Raw genomic sequence first — 24659 nt, 5'->3', positions numbered from 1 at the left:
AAATAATAAATCATTACAGAATAAACCTCATATTAATCGCTTAAAAATCCACAAAACAGATTTAAACTTTTAATAATTAAGGACTTATTCCCGGAAAACGATGCTTGTTGATTAATGAATTGTTAATTATTCTAATGAATTAATAACAAATTTGTTTTATAACAAAATAATTATTTTCAATTTTTCTTGATTTTACATTATCTTTGATAAAATAGAGAATAACGATTTACAAATTAGCAAGCGTATTTGATTTGATATTTTAGTTCGGCATTAGATTTGGGCAGCTTTATCCGCCCTCCGTTCCCGCTATTTTTATTTTTTATCAAAAAATAAAAATGAGCTCCACTCAGGTCGGGCTGCGTGCAATTCAGTGTAAAATCATAAGTTAAAATCAGTGAAATAGAAATATGAAAATAGAAAAAATACAAGTTTTAAGAGGTCCCAATATTTGGAGCATTACCCGAAAAAAATTAATTCAGATGCGGCTCAACTTGGAGGAAACAGAGCATCAGCCGACCAACAAAATTGAAGGTTTCCGGGAAAGGATAGAGCAATTGTTACCATCATTGTATTCTCACAGATGTTCCGAAGGAACCGAAGGCGGATTTTTCAAACGTGTAGAAATGGGAACCTGGATGGGACACGTGATTGAGCATATAGCGTTGGAAATCCAGACATTGGCAGGAATGGATGTCGGTTTCGGAAGAACAAGAGAAACCAAAACACCAGGAACTTACAATGTTGTTTTTAATTACATCGAAGAAAGAGCCGGTGTTTTCGCTGCGGAAGAAGCGGTGAAAATTGCGGAAAGTCTCATCGCAGGAACCGATTATGATATCAATTCTTGTATTCAGACTCTAAAAGAAATCCGAGAAAGAGAACGATTAGGCCCATCTACAGGAAGTATTGTTGAGGAAGCGGCTTCCAGAAGAATTCCTTGGATTAGATTGGGTAAAAATTCTTTAGTTCAATTGGGTTATGGAATTAATCAGCAACGTTTTCAGGCCACGATTACAGGAAACACGAGCAGTATAGCCGTTGATATCGCCTGTAACAAAGAACTCACAAAAAAAATGCTGGAAGATGCGGCAATTCCTGTTCCTTCCGGAGGTCTGGTGACAGATGAGGAGGGTTTGCAGGCGGTTATCAGAAAAATAGGTTATCCGTTAGTTCTGAAACCTTTGGATGGTAACCACGGAAAAGGTGCTTCCATCAATGTCAAAGATTATGAAACGGCTGTTATTGGTTTGGAACACGCTCAGAAATATTCCAGAAAAGTCATTGTAGAAAAATATATTACAGGTTTTGATTTCCGTGTTTTGGTCATTAATCATAAAATGGTCGCAGCAGCGAGAAGAGTTCCTGCACACGTCGTAGGCGATGGTGAACTGAATCTTCAGCAACTCATCGATAAAGAAAATCTTGACCCAAGAAGAGGTTATGGACACGAAAATGTACTAACAGAAATTGATGTTGATAAAGACACGAATGAACTTCTTGAAAAACTCAATTATACATTAGAAACTGTTCCACAAAAAGGCGAAATCGTCTATCTGAAATCTACAGCAAATCTTTCCACCGGAGGAACGTCGATCGATGTCACAGATATGATTCACCCGGAAAATATCCAGATGGCTGAACGTGTTTCCAGAATCATCGGATTAGATGTTTGCGGTATCGATATTATGGCAGAAAATCTAACGCAACCTTTGAAAGAAAGTGGTGGCGCCATTTTGGAAGTGAATGCTGCACCTGGATTCAGGATGCATTTGGCTCCAAGTGAAGGTTTGCCTAGAAACGTTGCGGCTCCGGTTGTTGATATGCTTTATCCTCCGGGAAAAGAATTCAGAATTCCGATTATTGCGCTTACAGGAACCAACGGAAAAACTACGACCACGAGATTGTTGGCTCACATCGTAAAAAACAATGGAAAAAGAGTTGGATTTACTACTTCCGATGGGATTTATATTCAAAATACATTACTTGAAAAAGGCGATACGACAGGACCAATGTCTGCAGAATTTATTCTCAAAGATCCAACTGTAGAATTTGCGGTTCTGGAAACAGCCAGAGGTGGAATTCTTCGCTCTGGATTGGGATTTGGAACTTGCGATATTGGGGTTTTGACCAATATTAAAGAAGACCATTTAGGCATAAGTGATATACATAATCTGAAAGATTTAACAAGAGTGAAGCGGGTTGTTCTGGATAGTGTTAAAAAAGATGGCTGGTGTGTTCTGAATGCAGATGACGAATATTCTATGCGATTGGCGGATGATCTACGAGCAAAAGTAGCATTGTTCAGTCTGGATGAAAATAATCCCCATATCAAAAAATTTGCAAAAGAAGGTAAAATTACCTGCGTTTACGAAGAAGGTTTCGTAACTATTAAAAAAGGCGAATGGAAAATCAGAATCGAGAGAGTTAAGAATATTCCAATCACAATGGAAGGAAAAGCAAAGTTTATGATTGCAAATGTTTTAGCCGCATCTTTGGCAGCTTATGTTTATGGCTTCGAAATCCCGAATATTGCTTTAGCTCTGACGACATTCATTCCAAGTGCTCAGTTAACACCTGGAAGACTGAATGTCTTCAAATTCAAAAACTTCAAGGTAATGATTGACTTTGCACACAATCCCGCGGGTTATGAAGCGATTGAAGATTATCTTAAGAATATCGAATCCAACAAAAAAATCGGAATTATTTCCGGAGTGGGAGACAGACGTGATAAAGATATCAGAGAATGCGGTAAAATTGCAGCAAGGATGTTTGACCACATCATTATCAGAAATGAGAAACATCTGCGCGGAAGAACCGAAGACGAAATCAACGGATTGATTATAGAAGGTATCCAAAGTATTGATAAAAATGTAAGCTACGAGATTATCCCGAAAGAAATCGATGCTTTGAAACATGCGATGAGCTTAGCGGAAGAAGGAACCTTTATAACTGCGTTAAGTGATGTCATCAATAATGCTATAGAAATTGTCCAGGAATACCAGGCCAAAGAATTACAGGACGAATAAATTGAGATAATTAAAACCGCCAGACCTGGCGGTTTTTGTTTTATAAAGGAATACCTTGTCAATTAGATACCTGATTCTTCGTGGCAACCACGGAATACACCATTGGGATTTTATCTCCCAAATGTTCGATCCTGAACTTTTTAGGTTCGAATTCTATGGTTTTATTGAAGCAATTGTAAGGCGAATAATCGTATTCATCCAGAGAATTTATTTCGAGACCGTTTTGTATTAAACTATTGATAATTTCACTTAGACCATGATTCCATGTTACATATTCCTGGGTGATATCAGCTGTTTTATCAGCATAAGTTCCGCTTTCTGTTTCTATGATTGCTCCGGAATTAAAATAGTGGTAAAAGACCTTTTCAAAATCGTTATCAAACATCCAGACCACGGGGTGAAATTCCACAAAAACAAATTTTCCTCCCGGTTTTAGAAATCTCGCAATCACTTTTGCCCATCGGTCCAGATCCGGAAGCCAACCAATCGTTCCGTAACTTGTATAAACAATATCGAATTGTTGATGCAGATGATTGGGAAGGTCGTAAACATCGGAACAAATGAATTTAGCATCAGTACCAGAATCTTTAGCGATCTGTTTGGCACTTTCGATGGCTTTATCAGATAGATCAATACCTGTTGCATCTGCTCCAAGACGAGCCAGTGATATTGTGTCCTGGCCAAAATGGCATTGGAGATGCAGGACTGATTTTCCTTTGATATCACCCAACAGGTCGAGTTCTATGCTGTTCAACGAAGTATTACCTTTCAGAAATCCGTCAAGGTCGTAGAAGTCGGATGTGAGGTGAGTATCTGTTCTATTGTTCCAGGATTGACGGTTGATTTCTAAATAATCGTTCTCTTTACTCATAATTATACTGAATAGTTACTTTTCCAAATATCCGAAAATCTTTATCATTATGAAAAATGATTTCCAGATCAATAAAAGTGTATGTTCATACTCTCTTTTGATTTGGTATATTTGTATTCAAATTCACAGCGTGAAATTCCAAAATAAGAAAAAATATCTTAGCTTTTTAAAATTCAAAAAAGATTTCCAACAGTTTGGACTGGAGAAAGCACGCAGCTATGAACTGATTCTTCATTGGCTAAATAGCAGGTTAAGCAGAAATCAGTTTCTTCTTCTTTCGGGTATTTTGGTAGGGCTTACTGCCGGTTTGGCTGGTGTGATCCTGAAAACTTTGGTTCACAATATTCATTATTTTATCACGCACAAAGTTCACTTCGAGTATCAGATCTTATTCTACATCGTTTTTCCGTTTTTAGGGATTGTGTTAACGACAATTACCGTCCAGACTTTATTTAAGGGACAGGATAAAAAAGGCATTGGTGTGATTTTGTATGAGATTGCCCAGAACTCAAGTATCGTTTCGTCGGTTAAGATGTATTCCCAGATTGTGCAGAGTGCGATTACTGTCGGATTAGGAGGTTCTGCCGGTCTGGAAAGTCCGATTGCTGTGACCGGAGCCGCTATTGGTTCCAATTATGCCCAGACTTATAGATTGAGTTATAAAGAAAGAACTTTGTTGTTGGCGGCAGGCGCTAGTGCTGGGATTGCATCAGCGTTTAATGCGCCGATTGCCGGGATTATGTTTGCCTTTGAGATTCTGCTGACGGGCGTTGTGTTTACCGACTTTATTCCTCTGGTTGTGGCTGCGGTTTGCGGTAGTTTGTTATCCAGGATATTACTGCAGGAAGACGTTCTGTTCAGGTTTTATACAAGAGAAGCTTTCAATTACAAAAACGTTCCTTATTATCTTATTTTGGGAGTTGTCACAGGTCTGTATGCAAGGTATTTTGTATTGATGTCTCAGAAGGTTGAACATTTTATTCATCAACTGAAGATGTCACCGTTGAGAAGAGCAATGTTTGGTGGTGCTGTTTTATCTCTGCTTTGTGTATTATTTCCGCCATTATTTGGAGAAGGTTATGACACTATCAAGGCTTTTACCAGTGGTGATACTCTTTTGATTATTGAGAACAGCCTGTTCAGATATTTTGAAGTCAAAAGCTGGACGGTGATTATTTTCCTGATCCTGGTACTGGTTCTGAAAGCCTTTGCCACTCCTTTTACAATTTTCAGTGGAGGAAATGGAGGAAACTTCGCACCATCTTTGTTTGCTGGAGGAACTGCTGGTTTTTTGTTTGCAGTAGTTTGTGAGCAGATTGGTTTTAAAGAAGTGCCGGTTACCAATTTGGTTTTAGTGGGAATGGCTGGTGCAATGAGCGGAATTCTATATGCACCGCTTACTGCAATTTTCCTGATCGCTGAATCCAGTTTTGGTTATGATCTCTTTATTCCGTTGATGATTGTGTCAGTAATTTCATACCTGATAGCAAAAAGTTTCTCGCCGATTTCTCCGGAACTGAAATCACTGGCTGATCAGGGGAAAATCTTTACAAGCAAGCATGACAATAATCTTTTATTTTCTCTGAATACCAAAGATTATATCGATTTCCAGTCTCAGGTCATTAATGAGAATGCTTCTGTCACAGAGTTATTTGATATGATAAAAAATGGGAACAAAAATTCTTTTGCTGTCGTCGATCACGCGAACAAACTGAAAGGTATTCTTGATATGGATGATGTCCGTCCTTATCTTTTTAGCGATGACATTGATAAGCTTTCACTTAGTAAAATGATGAAGGCGCCGCCTGCGGTAATATTTCAAGATCATAAAGCACCTGAAATTTTACAGACTTTTGACGAAACCGGTTATTGGTATCTGCCTGTTGTAGATCATGATAACCGTTTCATTGGATTCATATCAAAATCGTCTATATTGACAGATTACAGACAGTTACTCAAATTGTATTCTGAATAAAGATAAAATCACAAATTACAGGATCTTAAATATTTCCGATCACGAACATATTTTCCATCGTAGGAACCGGACTTCCGCCTCGCTTTTCCAATGTGATGGCGAATGCCTGTGCATTTGGAATGTTAGATAAGACGATTTTGCTGTCTTTATCTTCAGAGTACATCCCTGCACTTACAGGTTTCCCGTCTGAGATTGCCCAGAGCTGATATTCCATTCCTTCAGGAGCTTTCGGAAGATGTTCAGCATTCAGGTAAACATTCTTTGTTTTTTTATCCCAGAAAACAATCGCTTTGGAATCCGGATGTTTTTCTACACCTTTCAGGGAGACCATCAGCATATCGGGGTTGGAGAACATCTCCATTTTCTGACTCAGTTTTTGGATAGCAAGACTCTGACTTTCTTTTTCGGTCTGGAGTTTTGCGATCTCCTGTTTTGTTTTGGATTGATCGTTCATCCAGAACGCATTTCCTGCGAGGCTAAGCAATAGAAGAATAGATGCCGCAGCAGAAAGCAATTTCCAGTTGCTGTTTCCCGGTATTCTTATTTCTTCCTGTGGTTTTGTTGCTGGAATATCAACAGAAGCCATAGGTTGTACATTGTCAACAAGCTGTTCCTGCTGAATTTTGTTCCAGATCTTAGACTTCAGATCACTTGGAGGTGTCACAGCCTGAGCAGTGGCCATATCTTCCAAAGTTTTTTGTGCCTCTTCAAAAGCTGCTCTTACATCAGCATTGTTCTTCATTACACACTCCAAAATACCTGCTTCTTCGGGAGAAGCAAGACCTAGAATATAAGATTCTATGATTCCGGATGATATGTATTCTTGTGTGTTCAATTTATTGATAATCTTTTAGCAAATCCTTTAATTTCATTAATGCATTACGCATTTTGGTTTTTACGGTTCCCAGCGGGATCTTCAGTTTTTCGGATATTTCATTTTGGGTAAATCCCTGATAATATGCCATATTTATAAGTTCCTGCTTATCAGCTTCCAGGCTTTCCAGAACATTTTTCAGCCCAATAAAGTCAGACTCTTCATTGGTTGTTGAAAGTTCTGCAGTGTTATATACGAAATCCGGGAGCGGTTGGTTTTTGAGTTCGTTCTGGAATCCTTTCGATTTCAGATAATCAATGGCTGTATTCCTTGCGATATTGATCATCCATGTATAAAATCTGCCTTTTGAAACATCGTATTGATGGATAGAATTCCAGATTTTGACAAAGACATCCTGGATGACATCTTCAGTATATTCTTTGGAGCAGACTATCCGCAGGATAACACCATAAAGTGCACCAGAATAGTTGTCATACAGATGATGAAAACCATTTTCGTCCTTATTTTTCAATAGAACGATAAGCTGCTCTTCAGAATATTTAGTTTTAATAATTGATTATTTTTCATTCCAAATGTAATAAAATAAAATATACCACAGACAAAATCCAAAGAATCTTTTATTCCGTAAATGATATTAAGTAATCATTCAACATTTATTAAAATGAAAAATTTAATATCACACAGGACTTTCAAGGTTATTTTTATTCTGATTTCAATTAACGCTTTCTCACAATCCGGGAATTTCAAAATCAAAAACCCATATTATTCCAGAACTGATACAAAACCATTAAAGGTGAGCAATGCCGAATGGAAAAAAATCCTGAAGCCGGAACTCTATCAGGTGGCAAGAGAAGCTGCTACGGAAACTGCTTTCACGGGAAAATATTATGAGTTCGATGAAAAAGGCACTTATTACTGCGCAGTCTGCGGCAATGCTTTATTCCTTTCAACCTCCAAGTTTGCAACCACTTGCGGCTGGCCTTCTTTTTATCAGCCTGTACGCAAAAACAGTGTTAAGTATAAGAAAGATACATCTTACAATATGGAAAGAACGGAGGTCCTTTGTGGAAGATGTGACTCTCATCTTGGGCACATCTTCGATGACGGACCAAAACCTACAGGAAAACGCTTTTGTATGAACTCGGTTTGTCTTGATTTTATTTCTGATGAAAAATAAATAACTGATTTATAATTGTTTAAATAAAAATATAAAAATAATTAAATCCAAATTAAAACCAATATCGTAAATCCAGATAACACTAAATATTAACAAAAAAATAAACTGAAATGAATTCTAGATCAAAAATCACAGTATTGAGTATGGTGGCATTATCATTCGCTTTTAGCGGAAATATGTCTGCACAATTAATGAAGGAAAAAACGGTAATGGTTGGCGGTGCTGCCATGTACCCTTCAAAAAATATAATACAAAACGCAGTTAATTCTAAAGACCACAAGACTTTGGTTGCTGCTGTAAAAGCTGCGGGCCTGGTAGAGACATTAGAAGGCAAAGGACCATTCACGGTTCTTGCACCAACTGATGAAGCTTTTGCAAAACTTCCTAAAGGAACGGTAGAAAATCTGGTGAAACCTGAAAATAAGGAGACACTGACAAAGATTTTAACTTACCATGTTCTTGCAGGAAAGTATAATGCAAAACAAATCTGGGCTGCAGTGAAAGCTGGCAACGGAAAGGCTATGATGAAAACAGTAGAAGGCGAAGATGTTACTTTTTGGACAAAAGGTAACGATCTGTATGTGAGAGATGCCAAAGGAACGGATGCAAAAGTAACGATTGCTGACGTAAACCAGTCCAATGGTGTTATTCACGTGATTGATACAGTATTAATGCCATAAGTAGTTGATAAGGCAGCATAAATTTTTTATGCTGCTTTTTTTGAATTTAAAAAAATAAACCAAATACTAAAAATAATATTATGAAAAAAACAATCAGTGTATCCAATCAGGGTGCAACCCTGGATACAGGCAGAAGAAACTTTTTGAAGCTAAGTGGGGTAGGATTGGCAATGGCTGGTCTTGCGCTCGTAGGATGTAACGATGATGATATGATGATTGGTGGTAATGACAATGTTTTTGACCTTGGAAAAGGAGATGTTGGTGTTCTCAATTATGCATATGCGCTGGAGCAGCTGGAAGCGGATTTTTATACCAAAGTGGTTAATAACTTCTACTCCGGAATTTCCAGTGCGGAAAGAGAAATTTTTACAGACCTGTATCATCACGAGGTGATCCACAGGGATTTTTTCAAGGCTGCCATCAGCGGTGCAACATCCAATGTGTTACCGACTTTGGAATTTCAGTATCCTAATGTGAACTTCAATGACAGGAACTCTGTGCTGGCAACCGCAAAGGCGCTGGAAGATACAGGTGTTGCAGCTTACAACGGCGCAGGCAGGTATATTACGAATCCGGATTATCTGGTCATTGCCGGTAAGATTGTTTCTGTGGAAGCAAGACATGCATCAGCGATCAGGAATCTCATCAATCCGGGATCTGCTGATTTTTCAGGCGATGATGTGATAGATGCCAACGGATTGGATCTGGCAAAAGAGCCTAAGGATATTGTCATGGCAGCAGGTGGATTTATCAAAACGCCATTCACATGGAAAGAAAGAAACATCGGTTAATTATTCATCTTTTTAAAATCAATTATTATGAACATTCTCAAAATACTAGATAAGCTTTCTGATGACAAATTCTTCACAACAGAAGCTTCACGATTAAGCACTTTAAACAGCATAGCAGGTTTTGGTAAAAAAGCAGCAGTAGCGGCAGTGCCACTTGGGTTAGGAGCATTGATGACCACTCCCGTAAAAGCAGAAACAACAGATGCTGCATCTTCTTTTGCATTTAAAAGTACATTGACCGATGCATTGCAGCTGGCTTTGGTTTTAGAATACCTGGAAGATGAATATTATAGAATGGGGTTAGGTGTTAACAACCTTATTCCCACAGCGGACAGAAAAGTTTTTATGCAGATTTCAAAACATGAGACAGCGCATGTTGCTTTTCTTAAAAGTGCCTTAACATCATTGGGAGAAACGCCGGGATCAAAACCGACATTTGATTTTACAGCCAAAGGTAATTTCTCTCCGTTTACGGATTACAGCCAGTTTCTGATATTGGCTCAGGCATTCGAAGATACAGGTGTGAGAGCTTACAAAGGACAGGCAGGCAATGTGATGTCTAACAAAGATGTTTTAACAGCGGCTTTGCAGATCCACTCCGTAGAGGCCAGGCATGCGTCTCAGGTCAGAAGAATGAGAGCTAATAAAGGCTGGATAGAATTAGCCAATGGTGGTAATATGCCTTCCGCAACCAATCCCGTCTATGCAGGTGAGGATAATACCATGCAGGCAGGTTTCAATACGGCAACAGCTTTTGGTGCTCCGGCAGGATCCGCAGCTTATGACGAAACAATGAGCGGTTCAGATGCACAGACTATTGCATCCTTATTTATTGCGTAGACCTTACCATAATAGTTATTTTTTTTTGCTGACCATTTTCCGGGTTTAAGCCGGAAAATGGTTTTTCGTTCTTAACATATCAGGGTTTAAATAATCCAACTAAAACAATTCGTAGTTATTACTGAAACTTCCCGGTTATTATTAATCCATAAAAATAGCGTGATGATAGAGGAATTAACATTAAAGTCATTCGGAGCTGACATTGAAGAATACAATGCCGGAGATACTGTTTTTAAGGAAGGAGAAATGCCACAGTTTTATTACCAGATTGCTAAAGGGAATGTTAAGCTGAATAATGTCCGTCAAAATAACAAAGAATTGATACATTGCATCCTGAATGACAAGCAAAGTATTGCAGAATTTACATTGTTTATGAATAAAACTTACCCGGTAAATGCTGTGGCTATCACAGCTTGCGAGGTGTTGAAGTTGCACAAAGCAGGGTTTTTAGATCTTTTGGTCAGTTATCCCAATATATATTCCAAAATTATCTGCAATCTTTCAGATTTTGTACATTTCAGGTTGTTGATGGGTGGTGTTTTGTTTGAACAAAATCCTGCCAGTAAGCTGATTTCACTGTTGGATCATCTCAAAAGTTCGCAGGATGATCGGGATCCTTTTTCATATCAGGTTCCATTCACAAGACAGCAATTGGCCAGCTTGACCGGTCTTCGTGTCGAGACCACAATCCGAACACTCAAGATAATGGAGAAGGAAAATGTTGTGAAAATCTCAAACGGAAAAGTGTTTTACTAAAGTAAAATCGACCTGTTTTTCTGATTATGATTTGAAACAATCAAAGGCTAATTGTTGTTTTTTTTTCTGTAACCTTTGATGAGGATATAGAGGGCAAACAAAAACGTCAAAGCATACAAAGCGGCCAGCCATGGCTTCTCCACGGTCATAGTTTTAAAATCGATTTGCTTATATAATGCCGATCCTACAATGATGGCAATAATGCTCATAACGAACACAGGCGCTTTCCTGTTTTCCATAGTTCATAGTTTTTATGATGCTTAAAGATAAGATTTTTTACGGAAAATTTTTGCTGTCTGGAATAAAAAAACCGCTCTGTCTGGGCGGCTTTTTATTTCATATCATTTGATACAATATTGTGAGTGTCATTTTTTACCACGGAATTTCTCCCGATTCAGGGTTCGTTTCTTCGCAGAAAAATTTTCCCGTTACGCCGTCATTGCCAATTAAAGCATATTTTACAATCCGTCTTCCGGCATCTCCCACCGTGCCTGTTCCACGGTTGTTGTTAAAATCCGTCTTTGTAAAACCCGGACTTACCGCATTGATTTTGAAGTTGGTATCACGAAGTTCATACGCCAGGTTCACAGTGTACATATTGAGCGCTGCCTTAGAAGATAGATAAACTGCCCCTTTGTGGTTGTAATACTTGTAAGTCGGGTCGCTGTGCAAAGTTATGGAACCCTGACTCGAGCTTACCATCACAATTCTTGGCTCGTCCGATTGTTTCAGCAGGTCCAAAAAAGCCTGTGTCACCCTTATCACGCCATAAACATTGATATTGTACACTTCTTTGAAAACATCAATGCTGGTGTGTTCAGCAGTTTGTGGGATGTACTCGCCTTTTTCATCAAACTTTGCACCCGAGATTCCCGAGTTGTTGATTAGGATATCCAAAACATCTGTTGTTTTGCCGATCTCCAGTCGGGCGTTGTTTACCGAATTGTCATCAGTGACGTCGATCTGGATGGCTTCTACCTGGGTCAGTCCTTCCGATTTTAGTTGCTCTACGGCTTTCTGCCCGTTTTCCAGGCTTCGGCTTCCGAGATAGACGTAAAGTCCTTGTTGTAATAATTGTCTTGCTGTTTCGAAGCCGATGCTTTTGTTAGCACCTGTTATGAATACTTTTTTCATGTCCTGTTGATTTAGAATTTGCTGCTGCTAAGTTGCGGCAACTTAAAACAGAATCGTTTACCATTTGGTAAAAAGTGATTTTAGCGGATGTTTTTCCGGATTCTGCTCAACGATTGTTGCGTAATCCCCAGATAGGAAGCGATGTAAGAAAGTGGGACACGGTTGGCAAGGGTGGGGAATTTTTGAAGGAAAGTCAGGTAGCGGGTCGTAGCATCATCCGAAACTAATGAACTTCTCCGATCCAGTTTTTCAACCAATGCCTTATGGAATATCTTGTTGGTGATATCGTTCCAGCCAACGATCGTATTGGAAAGTTCGTTCCAGTCCTGCTGCGAAAATACAATCAGCTTACAGTCTGTAAGGGTCTGGATGTATTCCGTGATTGGCTCGCCTGGGCTAGGGTTGGTAAACAGATGGTGTTCATCCACAAAATACTTGGTTATCTCCTCTCCTTTGTTGTTGTAGTAATAGATGCGTAAAATACCTTCCAGGATAAAAACAAACTGGTTGAAGGTTTTTCCTGCTTCTACAAGATAGTCACCTTTAACAAGTGTTATTTCATCCGCTTTGCTGCGGATAAGGTCGATCTGCTGTTGGTTCAGCTTACCGAATTGTAAAATATAGTTGGTCAGTTCTTCCATGGCTGCAAAGTTAATTAAGCCTATTGAACTGTGGTTTACCATTTGGTAAAAATGGTGGAGAACTTATCTGAATTATTTCCTAAAAAAAAATTTGCTTTTGTTAGTAAGGTTGAAAATTCGCACTATCGGCATAATTTAACTTTTCGAATCTTTTATAAGACTTTGTTCTCTTACTACAATGAAGCCGGCTAATCTAGTATGATTGCAAATTGTTATTCCGAACCAATGAAAAAACATGGCAAAATGACAAAGACCACCCAAAATCAGGTGGTCTTTGCGTTGTAATTTAAGGTCTAAAGGATTTAATTAATTTAATAGGGGTTCAAGAGCCTCAACCTGACACTGATACATTTCAATTAATATTGTAAACGGTCTCAGTATGATCATTAATAATTAAATCATATTTTTTCATTCTTAATTTCATCCACAATCTCGGGATTCAGCAGTGTAGATGTGTCACCGAAGTTGGAGAAATCGCCTTCTGCAATCTTTCTCAGGATGCGGCGCATAATCTTGCCGGATCTGGTCTTTGGTAACCCGGATACAAACTGAATCTTGTCCAGCTTGGCAATCGGCCCGATCTGTTCGGAGATCAGCTGGTTTATTTCCTTCGCCAGGTTCTCGCGGTTTCTTTCTTCTCCCGACTCTTTCAGGATTACAAAACCATAGAGTGCATTCCCTTTGATATCGTGCGGATAACCCACGATTGCTGATTCGGCAACAGCAGGATGCTCGTTAATGCTGTCTTCAATAGGTGCTGTTCCAAGGTTATGCCCGGAAACAATGACCACATCATCCACGCGCCCAGTGATTCTGTAATAGCCAACTTCATCTCTCAGTGCGCCGTCACCAGTGAAATATTTACCTGGAAATGCCGAGAAATAAGTTTCCTTGTAACGCTGATGGTCGCCCCAAATCGTTCTTGCAATTCCCGGCCAGGGAAAACGGATGCAAAGATTTCCTGTTACCTGGTTGCCGGAGATTTCGTTACGCTTATCATCCATCAACACCGGCTGAATTCCTGGCAAAGGCAAAGTCGCATAAGTGGGTTTGGTAGGTGTGACAAATGGGATAGGAGAGATAAGGATTCCGCCGGTTTCGGTTTGCCACCAGGTATCAACAATCGGACATTTCTTATGACCGACATTATCATTGTACCAATGCCACGCCTCATCATTAATTGGTTCACCAACAGAGCCGATGACTTTCAGAGAATCCAGGTTGTGTTTCTGAACCCATTCCACGCTTTCTTTTGCTAAAGAACGAATAGCAGTCGGAGCGGTATAAAACTGAGTCACTTTATGTTTCTCAATCACTTCCCAGAATCTTCCTGCATCAGGATAAGTCGGCACCCCTTCGAAAATAACGGTTGTTGCGCCATTCAGTAACGGACCATAAAGAATATACGAGTGGCCCGTGATCCAACCGATGTCTGCTGTACACCAATAGATGTCATTTTCTTTATAATTGAACACGTTCTTGAACGTGTAAGCTGTGTAAACCATATAACCGGCACAGGTGTGAAGCATTCCTTTTGGTTTCCCTGTAGAACCGGAAGTATAAAGAATGAACAACGGATCTTCCGCATCCATAATCACCGTCACAAAATCCGATGATGATTTATCATAATACTCCGACATCCAGTGATCTCTGCCATCTTTCATTTTCACATCGTTGTGCGTTCTTTTGACGACCAAAACATTTTCTACAGTTGGTGCCTTTTCTAATGCTTCATCCACGATGCTTTTCAGGTCAAGGACTTTGTTTCCTCTATAACTTCCGTCTGATGTGATAACCATTTTTGCACCACAGTCATTCACTCTGGAAGCTACAGCAGACGCAGAAAATCCTGCAAATATCATCGAGTGTACTGCTCCCAATTTGGCGCAAGCTAGCATCGTGACTGCCAATTCCGGAATCATGGGAAGATAGATACAGACTCTGTCGCCTTTCTGGATGCCCATTTCTCTCAGAACATTGGCTGTTTTGTTTACTCTTTCATAAAGTTCATTGAAACTGATGTGCTGTGCCTCTTCTTTAGGATCGTTAGGTTCCCAGATAATGGCGGTTTTATCTCCGCGTACGGAAAGATGTCTGTCAAGGCAGTTTTTGGTGATATTAAGTTTTGCGTTTTTGAACCATTTGATATTGGCTTCTTCCATATTGTAATCTACAACTTTGGACCAGCGCTGATACCATACAAAATTCTCATCTGCAACCTTATCCCAAAACTTCTTAGGGTTTTTGATGGATTTTTTATATTCTTTGAAATAGTCCTGCAGATTCTGGATGTGATAATTTCTCATATTATTTCCGGCTAGATTTAATTGTTTTTCCGATTGTATTAATGTTCAAGCCAATTTACATAAAATTAAGCAAATATGAACTGGAAATCATTCATTATTGAGATAATATTATTGTTAATATAAATTTAACAGATAAAATAATCTTTATTATTTTGATTATAAAGATAATTATTTTTATTTTTGCGCCTTAATTAGATAATATCAATGAAATTAGAAGTTTCTTCAGAGAAACATTTGGTTTATGTGGAAGAAATCAGAAACGAAATGGAGGATTCCGCGAAAAAACGCGGAACTGGTATTGCAAAGCGTTCTTCCGACTATCTGGGCAAAAAAATCTCAGAAGGCAATTCTATTATAGCAATCGACGAAAATGGGAACTGGGTGGGCTTCTGTTATATAGAAACCTGGACTAACGGCGAATATGTTGCTAATTCCGGACTCATCGTTGCACCTCAATTCAGGAATGCCGGTCTGGCAACTCAGATTAAGGAAAGGATTTTCCAATTATCCCGTGAAAAATATCCGTATGCTAAAATTTTTGGATTAACAACTGGGTTAGCGGTGATGAAAATCAATAGCAATTTGGGTTACAAACCCGTCATCTATTCTGAACTGACGCAGGATGAACAATTCTGGAACGGTTGCAAAAACTGCGTGAATTACGAAATTCTGATGATGAAAGAACGCAAAAACTGTCTTTGTACGGCAATGCTTTTCGTTCCGGAAAATCTGAACCAAGAGAAAAAGAAAAATTTTGAATCCATAAATAATAATAATGAGTAAGAAAGTAGTTTTGGCATTCAGCGGAGGTTTAGATACTTCCTATTGCGCAAAATATCTGAGTGAAACTTTGGCTTACGAAGTTCACGCAGTCACGATTAATACAGGAGGTTTTGATAAAGAAGATGAAGTTTCGCTAAAAGAAAAAGCGGAAAAATTAGGCGTGGCTTCTTACAGGTTTGTTGATGCTTCGGAAAAATATTATAATGATTGTGTTAGATATTTAATTTTTGGTAACGTTCTGAAAAACAATACATATCCGTTGTCTGTGAGTGCGGAAAGAACGATTCAGGCGCAGACCATTGCGGAAGTTGCTTTGGAAATCGGGGCGGATGCCATTGCGCACGGAAGCACAGGAGCGGGAAATGACCAGGTTCGTTTTGATTTGATGTTCCAGGTAATGTGTCCGAAAATAGAAATTATTACACCGATTCGTGATTTGAGTTTGTCACGTGAAGATGAAATCCAATTTTTGAAAAATCACAATTACGAAATGGATTTTGACAAAGCAAAATATTCCATTAACAAAGGACTTTGGGGAACTTCCGTTGGCGGAAAAGAAACTTTGACTTCAAGACATCATCTTCCGGAAGAAGCGTTTCCGTCACAAATCGAAAGAACAGAACCTTCTCAACTGGAAATCGAATTCAAAAACGGAGAACTCATTTCTGTCAATGGCAAGACGTATTCACATCCGGTTTTGGCGATTCAGAAGATTGAGGAATTGGCTTCACCTTACGGAATCGGTCGCGATATCCACGTTGGAGATACGATTGTCGGCATCAAAGGTCGTGTTGGTTTCGAGGCTGCGGCTGCATCAATCATCATAAAAGCACATCATTTATTGGAGAAACACACATTGTCAAAATACCAGCAGACGATAAAATCACAGTTGTCGGATTGGTACGGAAACTGGCTTCACGAGGCACTTTTCCTTGACCCGGTGATGAGAAATATCGAATCATTTTTGCAGGATTCTCAGAAAACCGTTAATGGAAAGGTATTCATCACGCTTCATCCGTATCGTTTCATTCTGAACGGAATCGAGTCTGAAAATGATTTGATGTCTTCAAAATTTGGAAGTTACGGCGAAGAAAATCTCGCCTGGAGTGGGGAAGATGTGAAAGGATTTACCAAAATCCTCAGCAACTCGCTCAATATTTATCATCAGGTCAATAAACTGAACTAGAATTATTTGGGCAGCTTAATCCGCCCTCCGTTCCCGCTTTTTTCTTTTTCTCAAAAAAAAGAAAAAGAGCTCCACTCAGGTCGGGCTGCGAGCAATTCAATGATTGAAAATCTGTTTAATCAGAAAAATCTGCGATAAAAAATAAAAGATTCAAAAAATTTGCGACTTAAAAAGCAGTTTGAAAATAAAAAAATCTTCGCGCTCTTTGCGTTCAAAAATATTAAAAAATAAAAATGAAAAAATCAGTCGGAATCATCGGAGCCAACGGTTACACAGGAAGCGAACTTGTTCGATTGCTGGCTTTTCATCCGAATATAGAATTAAAGTTTTTGTTCAGCCGTTCCAATTCCGGCGTGAAGATTTCGGATTTATACCCGGATTTGGATTCAATTTGCGATTTGGTTTTGACGAATGAAATTTCACAAACCGACATTCTTTTTCTTTGCCTTCCACACAAAGAAAGTCAGAATTGGCTGAATGAAAATCCGGTGTCAGATGAAACTTTGATTATTGATTTAGGAAATGATTTCCGATTAAAAGGCGATTTCAGAGACAGAAATTTCATCTACGGTTTGCCGGAAATTTTTTTTAACGAAATCCAAGGTTCTAAAAGTATTGCCAATCCTGGATGTTTTGCAACTGCGATTCAGTTGGCATTATTGCCTTTAGCGAAAGAAAATCTGTTGAAAGATGTTTACACAACAGGTATTACAGGTTCAACCGGAGCTGGACAGTCGTTGCAGGCGACAACGCATTTCACTTGGAGAAATGATAATATTTCGGCTTACAAAACCTTGAATCATCAACACGTTGACGAGATTTTAAAACAAATCAATTTGCTGAATAATCAAGGTGTAGAACTCAATTTTGTTCCGTGGCGCGGCGATTTTGCAAGAGGGATTTTCACAAGCTCTATTATCGGATGTGATTGGGAATTGGAGAAGATTTACTCTTTATATAAAGACTTTTACAAGGATTCATCTTTTGTGAAAGTTTCAGAAAAACCGATTGATATGAAACAAGTTGTTAATACCAATTTCTGCGTTATACAAATCGAAAAACAAGGAAATAAAATAGCAGTTCATTCCGCAATTGACAACCTTCTGAAAGGTGCATCCGGACAAGCTGTCCAAAATATGAATATTGCCAATGGCTGGGAACAAAATTTAGGTTTGAATTTAAAATCTTTAGCATTTTAAAATTAATAGTCTTCAAGAGCCTCAGACTGACAATGTTTAGTATAGAATTGTCACGCTGAGCGTAGTCGAAGCGTTTGTAAATAAAGATAATCAATTGATGTTTTGAGTTTATCTAAGCGAAGCGGCTTTGTGAACTTAAAAACATTGAGTAGTAGGGAAATCTTTTGTGACCTTTGTGTTCAAAGTAAAAATTAATCAATAATCATTTATCGATTATCAATTATAAAAATTATGAATTTATTCAACGTATATCCACTTTTCAACATCAATCCAGTAAAAGCCCAAGGTTCTTTTCTCTGGGACGAAAACGGACAGCAATATCTCGATTTTTACGGCGGTCACGCTGTGATTTCTATTGGCCATAATCATCCGCATTATGTTGAAAGGTTGAAAAATCAATTGGAGAAAATCAGTTTTTATTCCAATTCTGTGGAGAACAAGATTCAGGAAGAACTGGCTGAGAAATTGGGAATATTGTCAGGTTACGAAGATTACTCGTTGTTCTTATGCAATTCCGGAGCGGAAGCGAATGAAAACGTTTTGAAGCTGGCTTCATTTCATAACGGGAAAAAGAAAGTGGTTTATTTCTCAGAAGCTTTTCACGGACGAACTTCCGCTGCAGTTGCCGTAACAGACAATCCAAAAATTGTTGCGCCAGTCAACGAATCTGAGAATTTTATCAAATGTGAATTCAATAATTCAGAAGAATTGGAGAAGATTTTTGCAGAAAATCAAAACGAAATTTCTGCTGTGATTGTAGAAGGAATCCAGGGTGTTGGCGGAATCAATTTATTGACAGAAGATTTCATTTTAAAGATTGAAAAATTATGCAAAGAAAACAATTCGATTTTGATTTTGGACGAGGTTCAGTCAGGTTACGGACGTTCCGGGAAATTCTTTGCGCATCAGGAATTTGACATCAAACCGGATTTGATTACGGTTGCCAAAGGAATGGGAAATGGCTTTCCGATGGGTGGCGTTTTGATTAGCCCAAAATTCGAAGCGAGTTACGGATTATTAGGAACAACGTTTGGCGGAAATCATCTCGCTTGCGTTGCTGGATTAGCCGTTTTAGAAGTGATTGAAAATGAAAATTTAATTGAAAATTCTGAAAAAATCGGCGCTTACATCGAAGAAAAAATTAAATATTTTCCTCACATCAAAAACATTAAAAGGCGAGGTCTGATGATTGGAATTGAGCTCGACCAAGCTTGCGCAGATGTCAGGAAAGCATTGCTGTTTGAGCATTTTATTTTCACGGGCAATGCCAATGACAAGAATGTTCTGCGGATTTTGCCGGCGCTCAATATTTCGGAAAAAGAATCCGATTTGTTCATCAATGCTTTAGAAAAAACCTTGAAATCTATTGATGCGAAAAAAGAAATTATAGAATTTAAATAACGCAAAGGCGCAAGAATCAGTAATTATAATGTTGAAAAGTCGCAAAAATCGTGCATTAACATTTGCGACTTATAAAAGTCGAATTACAAATAATTTAGCGCCTTTGCGATAAAAAAAATAAGATGAAAAATTTCACTTCCGTTTACGATATAGCTCAATTGCAAAATACCATTGCAAAAGCTCTAAAAATAAAAGAAAATCCATTAGGAAATCCGACCAAAGGAAAAGGAAAGACAATTGGTTTGGTTTTTCTTAATTCCAGTCTCAGAACAAGATTAAGTTCTCAAATCGCCGCTCAGAATTTGGGACTGAATGTCCTGGTTCTCAACGCTGCTCAGGAAGCTTGGAATCTCGAATTTGCTGACGGAACCGTAATGAACGGCGACACAGTCGAACACATCAAAGATGCGATAGAGGTTCTGAATCAATATTGCAACATCATTGCTGTGAGATGTTTTGCAGGAATGAAAAACAAAGAAGATGATGTGAACGAGAGTATTCTGAGCCAGTTCCTGAAACACGCCAAAGTTCCGGTTGTTTCTTTGGAATCGGCAACTCGACATCCGCTACAAAGTTTGGCAGATTGCATCACAATCACCGAAAATTGGACAGAAAATAGAAAACCAAAAGTCGTTTTGACCTGGGCGCCTCACATCAAACCGATTGCGCAGGCGGTCGGAAATTCGTTTACCGAGTGGATGCAGCAGATGGATGTAGATTTCGTAATCACAAATCCGGAAGGTTATGATTTGGATAAAAATTTCACGAAAGGTACAAAAGTGATTCATAATCAGGATGAAGCGTTGAAAGATGCGGATTTCGTGTATGTGAAAAACTGGTCTTCATTTGATGATTATGCGAATATGCCAAAAGTTGAAGGTAACTGGATGCTGACAAATGAAAAATTAAAACTCACCAATCAGGCGAAAGTAATGCATTGTCTGCCAGTTCGTAGAAATCTTGAGCTGAGTGATGAAATAATGGATGGCGAAAACTCAATCATCTATCAGCAGGCAAAAAACAGAATCTTTTCTGCTCAGGTAGTTTTCAGTGAAATTTTGGATGGATTAAAATAAAAATTAGAATAAATATTTGCTGAGCGTAAGCGCCTTTGCGAACCTTAAAATATTTTCAATAATTAATAAAAACCTTTGCGCTCTTTGCGTTAAAAATAATGCAAAAACTATACATCATAAAAATCGGCGGAACTCTCATCGATGACAAAAAAGCATTGAAAGCTTTTCTTGCGCAATTTTCAGAGATTAAAGAAGCTAAAATACTGATTCACGGCGGTGGAAAGATAGCTGAAACTTTAGCTGAAAAATTGAAAATCAGGCAGACAATGATTGACGGACGAAGAATCACAAATAAGAAAACCCTGAAAGTTGTAACAATGGTCTATGCGGGCAGAATCAACAAAAACATCGTGGCAAAACTGCAAAGTTTCGATTGCAATGCGATTGGATTTTCCGGAGCGGACGGCAACGTTATCAAAGCCGAAAAAAGACAGCATCCGGAAATCGATTTTGGATTTGTTGGCGATATCGATGAAAAAAGTATCAATCACGAATTGATTATTAATATAATAAATCTGGGTCTGGTTCCGGTGTTTTCTGCAATCACTCACGATAAAAAAGGAAATCTGTTCAACACCAATGCAGACACGATTGCCGGAACTATCGCTCAGGCTTTATCAAAATATTTCGATACAGAATTACTGTTCTGTTTCGATAAAAATGGGGTTTTGGAAAATATTGAGGACGACAATTCAAATTTGAAAACAATCAACAAACAAGAATTTTCTGAATTAAAATCCCAAGGAAAGCTCCACAAAGGGATTTTACCAAAATTAGAGAATGCTTTCAAGGCCAAAGAAAATGGCGTTCAGAAAGTGGCTTTAATCAAAGAAGAAAAATTATCAGACCAAATAAAACTACGAAATGAAGGAACTGAAATCTGTCTTTAGCAGAGAGGAATTAACGGAAAATGCAGTCAAATTGCTGAAAAAAATCATCGCAACGCCATCTATGAGCCGTGACGAATATAACGTTTCGCTCATCATAGAAGGATTTTTCAATGAGCATCAGATGACAGTTAACCGATTCAAAAATAACATTTGGACAACCAATAAACATTTTGATGCAGGCAAACCTTCTATTCTTCTCAACACCCATCACGACACGGTAAAACCGAACAAAGCTTACACTTTGGACCCGTTTATTCCTGTAGAAAAAGACGGGAAATTATTTGGTCTGGGAAGCAATGATGCAGGTGCATCTTTGGTGGCAATGGCGCAGACTTTTCTTTATTTTTATGAGGCTGAAGATTTGACTCATAATTTGGTAATTGCTCTGACAGCTGAGGAAGAAATCTCTGGTCTGGACGGTATCGAAGCATTGTTCCCACAACTCCCAAATGTAGAATTAGCAATCGTAGGCGAGCCCACAAAAATGAATCTTGCTATCGCTGAAAAAGGTTTATTGGTGATTGATGGTGAAATGACCGGAACACCTTCTCACGCTGCGCATCCTAACAATGACAATGCGATTGTTAAGTGTATGAAGGATTTGCAAAATATTTTGGATTTCAAATTTCCAAAAGTTTCGGATTATCTGGGTGAAGTGAAAGTGACTTTGTCGGTTATCAATGCGGGAACTCAGCATAACGTAGTTCCGGAAAAATGTCAATTCACTTTGGACGTGCGTGTGACAGACGAGTATACGAACCGGGAAGTTTTCGAAATCATCCAGTCCCAGATGAAATCGAAACTCACGCCGAGGTCATTCCGTCTTAATTCTTCAAAAATCGATGTCAATCATCCATTTGTTCAGGCTGGACTGGCGTTGGGCAGGACAACTTACGGTTCGCCGACTTCTTCCGACCAAGCGATTATTCCGTGTACGTCGGTCAAGTTGGGCGTTGGCGACAGTTTGCGTTCTCATACAGCGGACGAGTTTGTTTATATCGACGAAATCCGCGAAGGCATTGATATTTACATCAAAATATTAGAGAAAATTCTTTAACAGAGGTTAGAATTGAGATTTTAGAAATTAGAAACCCAAATTGGAATCTAACTTCTAATCTCTAAAAATCTAGTTTCTAAAATTATTTAAAATGAAAAAAATCTGGCAAAAAGACAATACAAAAACCAATGATTTGGTCAACCAATTCACAGTCGGGAAAGACCTGGATTTTGACGACAGATTAGCAAAATACGATGTGTTGGGTTCTATTGCCCACGCCAAAATGCTGGCAGAAGTTGGTTTGATTCGTTTGGATGAAGAGCAGGCGATTGTTGCAGTTTTGGAAGAAGTTCTTATCGACATCGAAAAAGGAAGCTTCGAAATTGATAAATCGGCAGAAGATATCCATTCACAAATCGAATCGATTCTCATCGAAAAGCTTGGCGAAACAGGAAAGAAAATCCACACCGCAAGGTCAAGAAATGACCAGGTTTTGACAGACATCAAATTATATCTTTTAGACGAAATCCGTGAAATCACAGAACTGACGGATTCATTCTTTCAAATACTGAAAGACAAAGCGAATCAGCACAAGGATGTTTTGTTGCCCGGGTACACACATTTGCAGGTTGCGATGCCATCATCTTTCGGATTGTGGTTTGGTGCGTATGCAGAATCTCTGGTGGACGATTTGGAATTGCTGTTTGCAACGAAGAGTATCATTAATAAAAATCCATTGGGTTCGGCTGCCGGTTACGGTTCATCTTTCCCGATTGACAGAGAAAGCACAACTTATAAATTAGATTTCAGAACACTGAATTATAATGTAGTTTATGCACAAATGACTCGAGGAAAGTCGGAAAAATTATTGGCTAATTCATTGTCGGTTTTGGCAGGAACTTTAAGTAAATTTTCTTACGATGTTTGTCTTTATTTGAGTCAGAATTTCAATTTTATTAGTTTTCCAAAGGAATTCACGACGGGAAGCAGCATTATGCCGCACAAAAAAAATCCGGATATTTTTGAATTAGTAAGAGCAAGATGCAACAGAATTCAGTCTTTACCAAATGAATTGATTTTGCTGACAAATAATCTGCCGTCAGGTTATCACAGAGATTTGCAATTGACAAAAGAAATCCTTTTCCCTGCGATTGACTCTTTGAAAGAATGCCTCGAAATCTTGATTTACACACTTCCGAATATAGAAGTGAAAGACAATATTCTGGACGATGAAAAGTACAGATATATTTTCAGCGTAGAAAAAATCAACGAAGGAGTGAAAAACGGAAAATCATTCCGAGATGCGTACATCCAAATCGGACAAGAAATTGAAAATAACGTTTTTGAGTACGGTTACAAAGAACTGAATCACACACATCAAGGCAGTTTAGGAAATCTTTGCCTCGACGAAATAGAATATCAATTCAATAAAGTGAGAGATAAACTGCTAGGATAATTATCAATTGTTAATGATTAATTTTCATAATTAACCATTAACCATTAAATCAATCCAACTTAAACTTAGTCGTTTTTTTAACTTCGGCTAGAACAATAGAACTGTGATATTGTCCAATATGAGGTCCGTTTGAAATGACGTTAACCGTGAAAGTATTATAAGAATTGATGTCGTTTGCAAGAATCTTCAACATATAATCATATTCGCCGGAAAGACTGATGATTTCCTGTACTTCATCGTATTTGGAAATATAATCTTCAAACTCTTTCAGTGTTTTTTGAGATTGTTCTTTCAGACGGATATTACAATAGACCACGATGTTGATGCCAAGTTTTTCCCGGTTGAGAATCGCAACGTATTTTTCTACAACACCTTGCTTTTCAAGGTTTTTGATACGTTCGTAAGTCGGCGTGAAAGTCAATCCGATTTTTTCGGAAATTTCTTTTACAGATAGTGTAGAATCCTCTTGAAGGAGCTGAAGGATTAATTTGTCTTTTTTATCCAAACTCATAATGGCAAATCATTCTTTCAAAAATAGAGAAAATTTTTGATTGTAAAAATTTTAGAGCAGAAGTTCATTCATTTAACATAAAAAATTATGAAGAAGATTTCATAATATTAAAAATATTGGTATCTTTG

Annotated in this window: 23 protein-coding genes; 15 read left to right on the top strand and 8 right to left on the bottom strand. The window is 38.4% G+C overall.

The window, feature by feature from the left end; translation table 11 throughout:
* The first annotated feature begins 407 nt into the window (after positions 1 to 407).
* Complete coding sequence (gene cphA / locus QOL71_RS12445) at positions 408 to 3026, top strand: cyanophycin synthetase (RefSeq protein WP_283417231.1); 2619 nt, start codon at positions 408 to 410, stop codon at positions 3024 to 3026.
* 58 nt (positions 3027 to 3084) lie between these two features.
* Here the strand turns inward: cphA and QOL71_RS12440 are convergent, their stop codons facing one another.
* Positions 3085 to 3897 carry a class I SAM-dependent methyltransferase gene (locus QOL71_RS12440; RefSeq protein ID WP_283417230.1) on the bottom strand — a complete coding sequence of 271 codons (813 nt, stop codon included), beginning with the start codon at positions 3895 to 3897 and terminating at the stop codon, positions 3085 to 3087.
* Positions 3898 to 3946: 49 nt separating this feature from the next.
* Here QOL71_RS12440 and QOL71_RS12435 point away from each other — a divergent pair, with 49 nt between their 5' ends.
* A complete protein-coding gene (locus QOL71_RS12435; protein ID WP_283417229.1) occupies positions 3947 to 5872 on the top strand; it encodes a chloride channel protein in 1926 nt (641 codons plus the stop codon).
* A gap of 25 nt (positions 5873 to 5897) precedes the next feature.
* Here QOL71_RS12435 and QOL71_RS12430 read toward each other — a convergent pair whose 3' ends face one another.
* Entirely contained in the window at positions 5898 to 6707 is an 810-nt protein-coding gene (locus QOL71_RS12430) for an anti-sigma factor (protein WP_283417228.1), read from the bottom strand.
* Between the two features lies 1 nt (position 6708).
* A complete protein-coding gene (locus tag QOL71_RS12425) occupies positions 6709 to 7218 on the bottom strand; it encodes an RNA polymerase sigma factor (RefSeq protein WP_283417227.1) in 510 nt (169 codons plus the stop codon).
* A 150-nt stretch (positions 7219 to 7368) separates the two neighbouring features.
* Here QOL71_RS12425 and msrB point away from each other — a divergent pair, with 150 nt between their 5' ends.
* The 5 genes from msrB (at position 7369) to QOL71_RS12400 (ending at position 10951) form a co-directional block, all read left to right on the top strand.
* Positions 7369 to 7884 (top strand): peptide-methionine (R)-S-oxide reductase MsrB, encoded by a 516-nt coding sequence (gene msrB / locus QOL71_RS12420; RefSeq protein WP_283417226.1) that lies wholly within the window; start codon positions 7369 to 7371, stop codon positions 7882 to 7884.
* A gap of 110 nt (positions 7885 to 7994) precedes the next feature.
* Positions 7995 to 8564 (top strand): fasciclin domain-containing protein, encoded by a 570-nt coding sequence (locus tag QOL71_RS12415; RefSeq protein WP_283417225.1) that lies wholly within the window; start codon positions 7995 to 7997, stop codon positions 8562 to 8564.
* An 80-nt stretch (positions 8565 to 8644) separates the two neighbouring features.
* On the top strand, positions 8645 to 9355 hold the full coding sequence (locus tag QOL71_RS12410; RefSeq protein ID WP_283417224.1) for a ferritin-like domain-containing protein: 711 nt from the start codon (positions 8645 to 8647) through the stop codon (positions 9353 to 9355).
* 27 nt (positions 9356 to 9382) lie between these two features.
* Positions 9383 to 10195, top strand: coding sequence for a ferritin-like domain-containing protein (locus tag QOL71_RS12405; RefSeq protein ID WP_283417223.1), 813 nt, complete (start codon positions 9383 to 9385; stop codon positions 10193 to 10195).
* Between the two features lie 162 nt (positions 10196 to 10357).
* Positions 10358 to 10951 carry a Crp/Fnr family transcriptional regulator gene (locus QOL71_RS12400; protein ID WP_283417222.1) on the top strand — a complete coding sequence of 198 codons (594 nt, stop codon included), beginning with the start codon at positions 10358 to 10360 and terminating at the stop codon, positions 10949 to 10951.
* Positions 10952 to 10998: 47 nt separating this feature from the next.
* Here the strand turns inward: QOL71_RS12400 and QOL71_RS12395 are convergent, their stop codons facing one another.
* The 4 genes from QOL71_RS12395 to acs form a co-directional block, all read right to left on the bottom strand.
* A complete protein-coding gene (locus QOL71_RS12395; protein ID WP_283417221.1) occupies positions 10999 to 11190 on the bottom strand; it encodes a hypothetical protein in 192 nt (63 codons plus the stop codon).
* Positions 11191 to 11323: 133 nt separating this feature from the next.
* Positions 11324 to 12085, bottom strand: a complete 762-nt coding sequence (locus tag QOL71_RS12390; protein WP_283417220.1) for an SDR family oxidoreductase — start codon at positions 12083 to 12085, stop codon at positions 11324 to 11326.
* Between the two features lie 80 nt (positions 12086 to 12165).
* A complete protein-coding gene (locus QOL71_RS12385; protein WP_283417219.1) occupies positions 12166 to 12726 on the bottom strand; it encodes a Crp/Fnr family transcriptional regulator in 561 nt (186 codons plus the stop codon).
* Between the two features lie 398 nt (positions 12727 to 13124).
* Positions 13125 to 15071 (bottom strand): acetate--CoA ligase, encoded by a 1947-nt coding sequence (gene acs, locus QOL71_RS12380; RefSeq protein WP_283417411.1) that lies wholly within the window; start codon positions 15069 to 15071, stop codon positions 13125 to 13127.
* Between the two features lie 165 nt (positions 15072 to 15236).
* On the opposite strand from acs, the gene QOL71_RS12375 reads away from it, so the two are divergent.
* From QOL71_RS12375 to argH, 8 genes are all read left to right on the top strand, one after another.
* Positions 15237 to 15815: a GNAT family N-acetyltransferase gene (locus tag QOL71_RS12375; protein WP_283417218.1), complete on the top strand. Its 579-nt coding sequence runs from the start codon at positions 15237 to 15239 to the stop codon at positions 15813 to 15815.
* Entirely contained in the window at positions 15808 to 17001 is a 1194-nt protein-coding gene (locus tag QOL71_RS12370) for an argininosuccinate synthase (RefSeq protein ID WP_283417217.1), read from the top strand. Before QOL71_RS12375 ends, QOL71_RS12370 begins: the two co-directional genes overlap by 8 nt.
* Positions 17002 to 17234: 233 nt before the next feature.
* Positions 17235 to 18200 carry an N-acetyl-gamma-glutamyl-phosphate reductase gene (argC, locus tag QOL71_RS12365; RefSeq protein ID WP_283417216.1) on the top strand — a complete coding sequence of 322 codons (966 nt, stop codon included), beginning with the start codon at positions 17235 to 17237 and terminating at the stop codon, positions 18198 to 18200.
* Positions 18201 to 18431: 231 nt separating this feature from the next.
* Positions 18432 to 19601 carry an aspartate aminotransferase family protein gene (locus tag QOL71_RS12360; RefSeq protein ID WP_283417215.1) on the top strand — a complete coding sequence of 390 codons (1170 nt, stop codon included), beginning with the start codon at positions 18432 to 18434 and terminating at the stop codon, positions 19599 to 19601.
* A gap of 122 nt (positions 19602 to 19723) precedes the next feature.
* Positions 19724 to 20677, top strand: coding sequence for a Rossmann-fold NAD(P)-binding domain-containing protein (locus QOL71_RS12355; RefSeq protein WP_283417214.1), 954 nt, complete (start codon positions 19724 to 19726; stop codon positions 20675 to 20677).
* Between the two features lie 98 nt (positions 20678 to 20775).
* Positions 20776 to 21567 carry an acetylglutamate kinase gene (gene argB / locus QOL71_RS12350; RefSeq protein ID WP_346772100.1) on the top strand — a complete coding sequence of 264 codons (792 nt, stop codon included), beginning with the start codon at positions 20776 to 20778 and terminating at the stop codon, positions 21565 to 21567.
* Positions 21542 to 22624 carry a M20 family metallo-hydrolase gene (locus QOL71_RS12345; protein ID WP_283417213.1) on the top strand — a complete coding sequence of 361 codons (1083 nt, stop codon included), beginning with the start codon at positions 21542 to 21544 and terminating at the stop codon, positions 22622 to 22624. The genes argB and QOL71_RS12345 overlap by 26 nt, the downstream gene beginning before the upstream one ends.
* A gap of 91 nt (positions 22625 to 22715) precedes the next feature.
* Positions 22716 to 24020 carry an argininosuccinate lyase gene (argH, locus tag QOL71_RS12340; protein ID WP_283417212.1) on the top strand — a complete coding sequence of 435 codons (1305 nt, stop codon included), beginning with the start codon at positions 22716 to 22718 and terminating at the stop codon, positions 24018 to 24020.
* A 49-nt stretch (positions 24021 to 24069) separates the two neighbouring features.
* On the opposite strand, the gene QOL71_RS12335 is transcribed toward argH, so the two are convergent.
* Positions 24070 to 24531 carry an Lrp/AsnC family transcriptional regulator gene (locus QOL71_RS12335; protein WP_346772099.1) on the bottom strand — a complete coding sequence of 154 codons (462 nt, stop codon included), beginning with the start codon at positions 24529 to 24531 and terminating at the stop codon, positions 24070 to 24072.
* Between the last annotated feature and the right edge of the window lie 128 nt (positions 24532 to 24659).

Source organism: Epilithonimonas pallida (assembly GCF_900182975.1).
In the GTDB taxonomy this organism is placed as follows: Bacteria; Bacteroidota; Bacteroidia; order Flavobacteriales; family Weeksellaceae; genus Epilithonimonas; species Epilithonimonas pallida.
This window is presented reverse-complemented; position numbering and strand designations above follow the sequence as displayed.